At 72.3% G+C, this 9,189-nt stretch carries 12 protein-coding genes; 5 read left to right on the top strand and 7 right to left on the bottom strand.

Translation table 11 applies throughout. The annotated features are described in order from the left end of the window. Positions 1-91: 91 nt before the first annotated feature. Positions 92-724: a helix-turn-helix domain-containing protein gene (locus AB0J46_RS51735; protein ID WP_364344854.1), complete on the bottom strand. Its 633-nt coding sequence runs from the start codon at positions 722-724 to the stop codon at positions 92-94. Positions 725-784: 60 nt separating this feature from the next. Between AB0J46_RS51735 and AB0J46_RS51730 the strand changes: the two genes are divergently transcribed. From AB0J46_RS51730 to AB0J46_RS51715, 4 genes are all read left to right on the top strand, one after another. Next, positions 785-1,075, top strand: a complete 291-nt coding sequence (locus AB0J46_RS51730; protein ID WP_364344851.1) for an antibiotic biosynthesis monooxygenase — start codon at positions 785-787, stop codon at positions 1,073-1,075. 66 nt (positions 1,076-1,141) lie between these two features. After that, positions 1,142-2,059, top strand: a complete 918-nt coding sequence (locus tag AB0J46_RS51725) for an ABC transporter ATP-binding protein (RefSeq protein WP_364344848.1) — start codon at positions 1,142-1,144, stop codon at positions 2,057-2,059. Continuing rightward, on the top strand, positions 2,049-2,816 hold the full coding sequence (locus tag AB0J46_RS51720) for an ABC transporter permease (RefSeq protein ID WP_364344845.1): 768 nt from the start codon (positions 2,049-2,051) through the stop codon (positions 2,814-2,816). Before AB0J46_RS51725 ends, AB0J46_RS51720 begins: the two co-directional genes overlap by 11 nt. Beyond that, positions 2,813-3,610 carry an ABC transporter permease gene (locus tag AB0J46_RS51715; RefSeq protein ID WP_364344842.1) on the top strand — a complete coding sequence of 266 codons (798 nt, stop codon included), beginning with the start codon at positions 2,813-2,815 and terminating at the stop codon, positions 3,608-3,610. The genes AB0J46_RS51720 and AB0J46_RS51715 overlap by 4 nt, the downstream gene beginning before the upstream one ends. 43 nt (positions 3,611-3,653) lie before the next feature. Here the strand turns inward: AB0J46_RS51715 and AB0J46_RS51710 are convergent, their stop codons facing one another. Further along, a complete protein-coding gene (locus AB0J46_RS51710) occupies positions 3,654-4,397 on the bottom strand; it encodes a hypothetical protein (RefSeq protein WP_364344840.1) in 744 nt (247 codons plus the stop codon). 84 nt (positions 4,398-4,481) lie between these two features. Between AB0J46_RS51710 and AB0J46_RS51705 the strand changes: the two genes are divergently transcribed. Further along, positions 4,482-4,799 carry a hypothetical protein gene (locus AB0J46_RS51705; RefSeq protein WP_364344837.1) on the top strand — a complete coding sequence of 106 codons (318 nt, stop codon included), beginning with the start codon at positions 4,482-4,484 and terminating at the stop codon, positions 4,797-4,799. Positions 4,800-4,825: 26 nt separating this feature from the next. Here AB0J46_RS51705 and AB0J46_RS51700 read toward each other — a convergent pair whose 3' ends face one another. From AB0J46_RS51700 to AB0J46_RS51680, 5 genes are all read right to left on the bottom strand, one after another. Continuing rightward, the gene (locus tag AB0J46_RS51700) at positions 4,826-5,524 is read right to left on the bottom strand and encodes a hypothetical protein (protein ID WP_364344834.1); all 699 of its coding nucleotides are present in this window, start codon (positions 5,522-5,524) and stop codon (positions 4,826-4,828) included. Between the two features lie 203 nt (positions 5,525-5,727). Continuing rightward, a complete protein-coding gene (locus AB0J46_RS51695) occupies positions 5,728-6,633 on the bottom strand; it encodes an alpha/beta hydrolase (protein WP_364344831.1) in 906 nt (301 codons plus the stop codon). Between the two features lie 138 nt (positions 6,634-6,771). Further along, a complete protein-coding gene (locus tag AB0J46_RS51690) occupies positions 6,772-7,734 on the bottom strand; it encodes a DUF6461 domain-containing protein (protein WP_364344828.1) in 963 nt (320 codons plus the stop codon). A gap of 157 nt (positions 7,735-7,891) precedes the next feature. Further along, entirely contained in the window at positions 7,892-8,644 is a 753-nt protein-coding gene (locus AB0J46_RS51685) for an NAD(P)H-binding protein (protein WP_364344825.1), read from the bottom strand. A 14-nt stretch (positions 8,645-8,658) separates the two neighbouring features. After that, positions 8,659-9,048: a carboxymuconolactone decarboxylase family protein gene (locus AB0J46_RS51680; RefSeq protein ID WP_364344822.1), complete on the bottom strand. Its 390-nt coding sequence runs from the start codon at positions 9,046-9,048 to the stop codon at positions 8,659-8,661. Positions 9,049-9,189 lie beyond the last annotated feature (141 nt).

Genomic DNA, 9,189 nt, shown 5'->3' with positions numbered 1-9,189 from the left:
CATATGGCACAACGATCACACCGGTCAGCCGATCAAGAGATCACTCACCCGCTACGACCACTGATCACCCCGACCCCTTGGACTCAACCATCTAGCCGGAGCAGAGCTGGGCGTGCAGGGTGCGGAAGGCCCATTGCTCCCAGCGCTCCCGCGACCAGCCGCGGACGTGCACGAACAGCAGGTACAGCTCGGGGCTGAGCAGGCCGTACAGCAGGTCGGCGGCCTCCTGCGCGGACACCCCGGCCCGCGCCCCGGGCTTGGCCACCAGGGCCTTGGCCGCCTCCTGCTGGACGACGTAGCGGGGATCGACGTCGTCCGGCCACAGCGCGGCCACCTCCGGGTCGCCGGCGGCCGCCGCCTCCAGGACCTTGCCGATCGGCGCGACGCGCTCCAGGACGGAGCCGGTGCCGGCGACGTAGGCGCGCAGCAGGTCCTGGGCGGTGCCGGCGGCCAGCGCCGCGGCGTACCAGGGCCGGTCCATGGTGGCCACCGGCTCGTCGTCGCCCGCGATCGTGACGTCGACCAGTTCCTTGAGCAGGGCGCGCTTGTTGCCGAAGACGAAGTAGATCGTCTGCACCGCGACCCCGGCCTTCTCGGCCACGTCCTGGAGGTTCGTGGCGCCGTATCCGTCGCGGACGAACAGCTCAGACGCCGCGTCGAGGATGCGCCGGCGCGTCTCCTTCGCCTTCTGGGCCCGTTTGTTCGGCCGCTTGACATCACTCATGGCTAGAGTCTATCTCTAGATTCAGTCACTAGAAGTCAACTCTAGAGAGCAGGTCTAGTCATGACCGTCATCAGCGTCACCCGCTTCCAGGCCGATCCCGCGGACGCCGAGGAGGTCCAGGCCCGGCACGCCGCCCTGGTCACCGCCATCAGAGCCACCGGGCCCGGCCTCACCGAGGCCCGCCTCGGCCGCCTGGACGACGACACGTGGGTCGGCGTCTGGCGCTGGAACTCGGCCGCCGCCCTGCAGGCGGCCCGCCAGGCCGCGCCCGGCACCCCCGCGGCCGTCGCGGCGTTCGAGGTGGTCCGCGACGTCACGGCGCAGGACATCGAGGTCCTGGCCGAGCTGTGATGGCCCGCCCCGGCTCCCGGCCCCGAGGCCGCGGGCCGGGGTTTCCCCCCGAATCGAGGAGATGACATGATCGAGATCGACGCGTTGACCAAGGTGTACGGATCGGCGCAGGTCCGGGCGGTCGACGAGGTGTCCCTGCGCGTCCCCGCCGGGTCGGTCTTCGGCTTCCTGGGCCCCAACGGCGCGGGCAAGACCACGACCATCAAGATGCTGGCCGGGCTGCTGTCCCCCACCTCCGGCCGGGTCCGGCTGGCCGGGTTCGACGTGACCCGGCAGCGCCGGTCCGCGATGGCGTGCTTCGGCGCGGTGCTGGAGGGCTCCCGCAACGTCTACTGGACCCTGTCGGCCTGGCAGAACCTGATGTACTTCGGCCGCCTGAAGGGCCTGCGCAAGGCCCGGGTCGCCGAGCGTGCCGAGGATCTGCTGACCGATCTCGGCCTGTGGGAGCGCCGCCACGAGAAGGTGGGCGGCTTCTCCCGGGGCATGCAGCAGAAGGTCGCGATCGCCGTCGCCCTGATCGCCGACCCGCCCGTCGTGCTGCTGGACGAACCGACGCTCGGCCTGGACGTCGAGGCCACCCGCACCGTCCGGAACTGGATCGCCGAGCAGGCCCGCGAGCTGGGCACCACCGTCCTGCTCACCACCCACCAGCTCGACATCGCCCAGGAGCTGTGCGACCGGGTGGCCGTCATGCGCCAGGGGCGGCTCGTGGCCGACCTGCCCACCCGCGAGCTGCTGGCCCGCTTCCGCGAACGCGACCGGTACGAGATCCGCGTCGAGGGAGCCCCGCCTCCCGGCTTCGACGCCGAGACCCGTGACGGCGTCACCACCATCCGCGTGCGGGTGAGCGATCCGGCCGAGGTGTACGACGTGGTCGGGCGGCTGCGCGCGCACGGAGCCGTCCTGGAGTCGCTGACGCAGGTCCAGCCCGGCCTGGAGGACGTGTTCCTGACCCTGGTGAACGAGCCGTCCCATGCTGCCTGACATCCTGCGCGCCGAGATCGGCAAGGGCCTGCGCGTGCAGCTCGCCCACCCGGCCGGGCACGTCGTCACGCTGCTGATCAGCACCATGATGTACCTCGGCCTGCAGTTCGTGCTGGGCCAGGGTGAGCTGCGCCAGGATCTGCTGCCGCCCACCCTGGTCGCGATCGGCGGCTACTGGTTCCTGCAGTACGCCGGCCTGGTGATGGTGGCCGACCTCGTCGAGGAGATCCGCGCCGGCACCTTCGCCCAGTCCCAGATGAGCCCGGCGCCGCCGTGGCTGCCGATGCTCGGCCGGCTGCTCACCGCGTCGGTGTTCGGGCTGGCCGTGGCCGCCGTCGCCGCTCTCGTGCCGATGCTCCTGGCGCAGATCGCCGTCCCGTTGCGCTGGGCCGCGCTGCTGCCCGCCGCGCTGCTCGGGGTCAACGCGCTGGCCTTCACCTTTCTGCTGGCCGCCCTCGCCCTGGTCTCCCCGGCGGTCGGCGCCCTGCAGTCGTTGTTCACCTCGCTGGTGCTGCTGCTCAACGGTTCGTTCCTGCCGCTGCACCTGTATCCGGACTGGCTGGCCGCGGCGGCCCGGCTGCTGCCCACCACGCTGGGCGTCGAGGCGCTCAACCGGACGCTGTTCGAGGGCGGCACCCTGGCCGGGCTGTGGACCGGCGGCGCGCTGCCCTGGCTGCTGGTCCACACCCTCGTCCTCGCCGCCGTGGCCGGCCTGCTGTTCGTCCGCAACCACCGGCGAGCCCTGGAGGCGTCATGACCTTCGTCCGCGGATTCGCCGCCGAAGTCCGCAAGGGGGTGATCGGCCTGCTCGCCGGATGGCGCGAGGTCCTCCTGGAGATGATCACCTTCCCGCTGTTCTACCTGCTCATCGTGCTGTTCATGGGACGCGGGCAGCTGCGCGCCGACCTGCTGCCGCCGGTGTTGCTCGGCATGGTGGCGCTGACCTTCGTCCACGAGCAGGTCAACCGGGTGTTCTGGAGCTACCTGGGCGACATCCGGTCCGGCGTGCTGGAGCAGACCTACCTGACCCCGCTGCCCTCGGCCGCGAGCATCCTCGGCCGCCAGGTGGCCGCCGTGATCGCGGCCGTGCCCGCCGCGCTGGCCGTCCTGGCCGCCGGGGTCGCCGCCGTCGCCCTCCAGGGCGGCCGGCTGCCCCTCGACGCGCAGGTGATCGTGCCGCTGGCCGCCATCGTGCTGGGCACCTGCGGGCTCGCGCTCATCCTGTGCGGCCTGTGCCTGGTGTTCAGGCGCATCGAGATCGTCACCCAGCTGTCCGTGGCCCTCTACGCCATCGCGGGCGGCACGCTGGTCCCGCTGGCCGCCATGCCCGAACCGGTCGCCTTCCTCAGCCGGCTGGTGGTGCCCATCGCGCCCGGCATCGAGGCGATGCGCGACATCCTGCTCGGCGGGCATTCCCTGGCCGCCCTCCCGACCGGCTGGGGCCTCGGCTGGCTGCTGGCCCAGCCGCTGCTGATCACGGCGGCCGGGGTGGTCCTGTTCCACCGGCTGGAGAACGTCGCCCGCCATCGCGGCACCCTGGCCCGCTCCTGAAGACCCCGCCGCCTGGCCGGTGGACCGGGCGGCGGGTGACCGGTCAGGGGCCGACCCGCCGGACGGTGATCTCGTACTGGTCCACGGCGCCCTCCCACCGGGCCACCAGCGCGCCGCCCTCCTCTCTGGCCGTGCGCATGTCCTGACGGCACAGGGCCAGCTCGTCGGAGCGGGGATCACAGAAAGCGCGCAGGTGCGCCCGGAGCCCGGCGTGCGCCACGGCCTCGACGGCCGCCGCCGTCTCCGGGTCGCCCCCTTCGTACGGCACCAGGCTGTCGAAGCCGTCGCCGATGCCGGTGGCGACCCGGAGGGCGTCGAGAAGCGTGCCGTCCGAGGCGATGGTGGCGCTCGTCACCGACCAGGCCGTGGCCGGCAGGCCGGCCGCGTGGCGTGCCGTCAGGCGCGCCAGGTCGGCGCCGCCGACCTGGGGCCAGCGGTCGGAACCGGCGCGCTTGACGGCCACCAGCTCGTCCCCGAAGCCCGCCGGGAACTCCGCCGCCGCGTCGATCTCGAACAACGACCGGCTCGGGTCGAACCGCAGCTCGGGGTAGCCGACCTCGTCGAGCAGCAGCAGGTTCTCGCTGGAGATCGTCGCGCGGCCGGCGAGGGCGGCCGGCTCCAGCCACGCCGGATCCCTGTTGAACCCCGTCTCGTCGAGCCAGTTGCCGCTGTAGCAGGCCGCGTACTCCGCCTCGGGGTCGAAGCCGGAGAGCGGGTGGCCCAGCAGGACGCCGAAGGCCTGCCTCAGCGACGACTCCCAGTCGTCACCGGTGGTGGGGGCGGACATCACGTTCGCGCCTTTCGTCAGTGGGGGGATCATGACGCGCGGCGCGCCCGCCGTCTGGCGTCACTTCTCATGATCGATTGTAGGGTGAGGCATTCGTCTCCCTCCCCGTCGGGAAGCGTCCTGAGTCACGTCGTCACCGGTCTGTACGGTGCCGTCCTGACGGTTGCCGCAGACGTCGCCCTGGTCTCCGGTGAGCTCGGCCCGTTGTGGGGGCTGACGCTGTTCTCGGCCGCGGCCGAAGGCGTCACGGCCACCGGGCGGAACCTGTTGGCCGGTCCGGTCTGGACGGTGCTGGTCCTGCGGGCCCAGGGCTCCGACGACCGCTGGGGCACGGCGACCGTCGCCCACGACCTCGCCGCGCCGCGTCGCCGACCGGGCCCCGAGGCCACGCTGGGAACCTGAGCTCGGGGCGGCCGGTGAAGCGGGGGTCAGCGACTGCGCTGCCTGGTCCGCTCGGTCCTCTCGGTCGAGGGGGACTCCCGCGGCAACGACGGCCTGGCCAGGGGCGCGAGCGCCGGCCCCTGCCACTGCGCCTTCGCCGGCCCCGACCCCTTGTCGTCGTCGGGATCCCCGCCGTCGATGGACAGGATGCGGCCCCTGAACTTGGGGTGCCTGGTCTCCCAGTACCGCCAGCCCTCCACCCTGGACGGCACGTTGGCTATCCCCGAGCCGACCTCGAACTGCTTGCAGGTGCCGAGGACCGACCAAGCCGACCACCCGATGCGGTAGCCGAAAACGCGGTACCACATATTGCCGTACATCCCTTTAGTGATATTCCGGCTGTATTCATGGCCGGTGAAGACCATATGCCGTTCTTCGAGGTGCGGCAGGCCCATCTTGCGCAGGTTACGCACCAGATCTCCGGTCGTGATCGAGAATTGCTGCTCGTTCTCCGTCTCCCGGAACGCCCTCACCTCGTATTCCCGGGTCACCGTCACCGTGATGGTGCCGCCGGGGCCGTCAATGTACCGGGTGCGGGGAATGAAGAAGTTTCTCGGCGAGAGCGAACGGATTTTGTAGAAGGTGTGCGGGTCGCACCGCCCGTCGCCGTCCGCGTGCGCGGCCGGGGTCACGGCGGGGATCATGGCCAGGACGAGGGCCGTCGAGAGCGAGCCGCGCACGGCCACTCGTGTCATGCTCCGCCCAAGACGAGGCGCCGCCGGCCGGATGGGGTTGCTGAGGGCATTTGCTCGTATTTTGGGTGAGAACATGTACCGTTCCTTTCGGAATGCAGCCCGTAGTCGCTATCCGAACCCATAGACCGGAATGCGGCCCTTCCGCACGCCGATCAGGGCATCTAGACCGGTACGATGTTTACACTTGCCACGAATCACTCATCGACGCCACACCGAAAGCGCATTCCCGGTGACCGGCAAGATTCAGTTGTCGGAATGCCATGGCTCAGGGGCACCGCTCGGCGAAAGCGTTCCCCCGGAACCCGCGACCGCGTGAAGGCCCGGATCCGTTCGGCGATGACCTCGGGGGCGTTCAGGTCGGGAGCGTTGTGGTCGAGCCCGGCGATGATCTCGTGCCGGGCGTCGGGCATGAGGCGGGCCAGGCGCGCCGGCACACCGGTGAGGTAGCCGGGGGATCTGTCGCCGCCGAGCAGCAGCGCCGGGGAGCCGACGGCGGCGTACCTGGCGCCGTCGGAGTCCAGGCGGACGATCTCGCCGATCTCGGCGGGGGTGGTCGCCATCATCGCCCGCGTGTCGCGCCCCTCCGCCCCGCGCAGCATCAGGAACGCCAGCGCGCGGAACACCGGCGCCGGCGCGTCGCCGACCGGGACCAGGCGGGTGGCCTTGAGGAAGGCCGCCATCGCCGCGGTGTGCCTGCCCTGCGCCAGCAGCCGCTCGAACGCCGGCAGCCACCGGGCGGGGAAGGAGCCGTCGATGCTCACGCCCGGTTCGTAGACCATGAGCGCGGCCACCCTGCGCCGCAACCCGAGGTGCAGGGCGACGAGACCGCCGTAGCTGTGGCCGAAGACCAGGCGCGCGCCCGTGCGGTCCATGACGGCCAGCGCGTCGTCGACCTCGGTGTCCACGCCGTACGCCGGGCCCTGCGGGCCGCTGCCGCCGCGTCCGCGCCGTTCGATCACGTGCACGCTGTGCGTGCCGGACAGTGCTCGCGCCAGTGCCCCGTAGTGGTGGGCGCGCCGGTTGTTCCCGGGGATCACCAGCAGCCCCGGCCCCCGCCCCGCGCTGAGCACGGCGATCGTCGTGCCGTCCTTCGAGGTCACGTCCGCGCTTCGCCACCGCATCGACTTCTCGCCGCCCATCACGCCCTGCCTTCACGTTGGTGGAGACAGCAGCCTGGCCGCCGGGGCTGTCACCCGGCTGGCAGAACGCTGGCACCGGCGCGGCGGGAGGGACAACGCTCAGGCCCAGTAGTCGCCGTCGGGCAGCCGCAGGTACGTGTCCGGTTCCGTGAGCGAGCGGGCGTCGGCCGGGCGCAGCCCCGCGCCGGCGAAGCAGTACGCCTCGGCGCACCCGTCGTACAGGTACTTGCGCAGGATCTCCTCGGGCGAGTCCTCCGGGGACGCGTCGCCGCCGCCCGGATGGGTGTCCCATTCCTCGACCTCGCCGTCGCGGTAGACCCTGCCCTGGTTGCCGCTCTTGGGATTGGCGTACATGCCGTAGGCGACCGTGCCCGCCGACAACGCCTTCATGACGCCGGGCGTGGCGGCCATGTACCCCCACTCCTGGAAGACGACGCAGCCGCCCGGCACGTCGGTGACGCCGACGAACCGCATCGCGTCGTCGTCGAACGCATCCTCCTCGACCTCTTCGAGCTCCTCCTCCGTGGCGGGTTCGGCGGCCAGCAGGCGCGCCGCCTCGGCCGCGCCGACACCGCGCACGCACGTCAGGCTGAAGCCGTCGCCGTCGAGGCCCTCCAGGACGCCGACCAGGCGCGCGGCCTCCGCCACGGCCGCCGTCTCGGCCTCGGTGAGCTGGGCGTGGCCGGGCGGGAACGGGAAGAACAGGCCGGGCGTCGGACCGGCCAGGCTGAGCCGACCGGGCGACCAGCCGCCCATCATCGGCCGCCACGGGTCGGCTCCGGCGCGGACCAGCGCGCGGGCGTTGTCCGGCTGGTCGCGGAAGACCGCCTCCCAGAGCGCGGTGCGGCCCTCGCACTCGGCGTCGACGTCGGCGACCCGGCCGGCCAGCTCGGCGACCACCTCCGGCGAACCGCGCTCGGCGGCGACGTGCAGGGGACGCTCGTAGAAGTACGCGCCTTCGTCGGGGTCGGCGCCCGCGGCCAGCTTGGCGCGGACCAGGGCCAGGTTCGTCCAGGAGTCCCACCCCAGATCGGACCAGCCGGGGGTTTCCTGTGCGGTCATGACAGCTCCTTCAAGATCCCTTATGCGGAGACGAGCGGTGTCATCATGGCGCAGGGCACGGACAATTTTCGAAGATCATCCAGATGGCGACTTCCGGGACGTCCGCACAGGGAACCCTTGTCCTCGGCGCCCCACCGAGGACAAGGGCCGGGCCGGATCAGGGCTGGGCGTCCAGCCATTCCCGGAAGGTCGGGCCGGCGAGCCTCGCGTGCGGGCCGGGCAGGAACGCGCCGGCGGCGGCCTGCTCGGCGTCGGGCATGCCCGCGCCGTCGACGCCCACGACCCTGACACCGCGGCGGGCGCCCAGGAGCCGGGCCGCCTCCGCCAGCGTCTCCCTGCGCGGACCGGCGATCTCGGGGATCGGCGCGCCGGGCACGGTCGCGGCGACGGCCAGGCCGGCCAGCTCCTCGGCCACGACGCGGCAGGCCACGAGCTGGGTGGGCAGTTCCGGGACGTAAGCCACGTCACCGGGCTGCCACTCCAGCAGCTGCCCCACGAACTCGTGGAACTGCGCCGCCCTCAGCACGCGGACGGGAAGCGGCCCGGCCAGCAGCAGCTCCTCGTGCACCCTCTTGGCGGCGAGGAAACCGGCGGTGGCCCTGTCGGCCCCGATGATGGACGCCACGGCGATCCGCGCGACCCCGGCCTGGCGGCCGTACGCGTGCAGGTTGCGGGCCGAGGCGCGGAAGAACTCCGTCGCCGCCTCCTGGTCGGAGGAGTGCCAGGAGGCGACGTCGATGACGACCTGCGCCCCGGTCAGCGCCTCGGCGAGACCCTGACCGGTGACGACGTCCACGCCGGTGGCGCGGGACATCGGCACGACCCGGTGCCCCCTCTCGGTCAGGACGTCGACGACGTGGCGGCCCAGCCGGCCGGTCGCCCCGGCCACCGCGAACGTGGTGATGCTCATGTCAGGCGCCTTTCTCACGCGCTGTAGTTCCGGCCGGGCGGCATGCCGGGGATCGGCTTGGCGATGCGGGCCGCCGGGGTGAAGAAGCCGATGTGGGCGATCGCCATGACCAGCGGCCACATCGCCCTGTCGTCGTGCAGCGCCGACGCCCTGGCGTGCAGCTCGTCGCTGACGCGCTCCTCCGGCTCCCCCAGCCCGCGCAGGGCCGCGGTCTCCCTGACGGTGAAGTACGTGCTGCCGAGCAGCCGCCCGGCGCGCGGCTGCAGCAGGGCGATGGTCACCGGGGGGATCACCCCGTTCCGCAGGGCCTTGTGCAGCCCCTCGCCGACCACCGCCAGCTCGGGGAGGAAGGGGAGGGGGTTGGGCATACGCGACCGCCGGCCGGTCGTCGTGGACGTGGACATGAGGAAGACTTCCCTTCGCTCTCTCGACTCGTCGTCAGGACGCCCCCCCCGACGGGCGCCCCGCCGGCAAGACACCCCCCAAACCCCCCCCCCCCGCCCCCCCGCGGGGGGCCCCCCCGGGGGGGCGGGGGCCCCCCCCCG

Origin of the sequence: Nonomuraea sp. NPDC049758, assembly GCF_040674635.1 — a bacterium.
GTDB lineage: Bacteria > Actinomycetota > Actinomycetes > Streptosporangiales > Streptosporangiaceae > Nonomuraea.
Note: the sequence above shows the minus strand (reverse complement) of the source record. Positions and strands in the feature narration are given on the sequence as shown.

Bases quoted from the DNA above. Each gene is read 5' to 3' on its own strand.
- AB0J46_RS51685 (WP_364344825.1), bottom strand. From the start codon at position 8,644: ATGAGCATCACCACGTTCGCGGTGGCCGGGGCGACCGGCCGGCTGGGC.
- AB0J46_RS51715 (WP_364344842.1), top strand. From the start codon at position 2,813: ATGACCTTCGTCCGCGGATTCGCCGCCGAAGTCCGCAAGGGGGTGATC.
- AB0J46_RS51680 (WP_364344822.1), bottom strand. From the start codon at position 9,048: ATGTCCACGTCCACGACGACCGGCCGGCGGTCGCGTATGCCCAACCCC.
- AB0J46_RS51710 (WP_364344840.1), bottom strand. From the start codon at position 4,397: ATGTCCGCCCCCACCACCGGTGACGACTGGGAGTCGTCGCTGAGGCAG.
- AB0J46_RS51725 (WP_364344848.1), top strand. From the start codon at position 1,142: ATGATCGAGATCGACGCGTTGACCAAGGTGTACGGATCGGCGCAGGTC.
- AB0J46_RS51735 (WP_364344854.1), bottom strand. From the start codon at position 724: ATGAGTGATGTCAAGCGGCCGAACAAACGGGCCCAGAAGGCGAAGGAG.
- AB0J46_RS51720 (WP_364344845.1), top strand. From the start codon at position 2,049: ATGCTGCCTGACATCCTGCGCGCCGAGATCGGCAAGGGCCTGCGCGTG.
- AB0J46_RS51730 (WP_364344851.1), top strand. From the start codon at position 785: ATGACCGTCATCAGCGTCACCCGCTTCCAGGCCGATCCCGCGGACGCC.
- AB0J46_RS51690 (WP_364344828.1), bottom strand. From the start codon at position 7,734: ATGACCGCACAGGAAACCCCCGGCTGGTCCGATCTGGGGTGGGACTCC.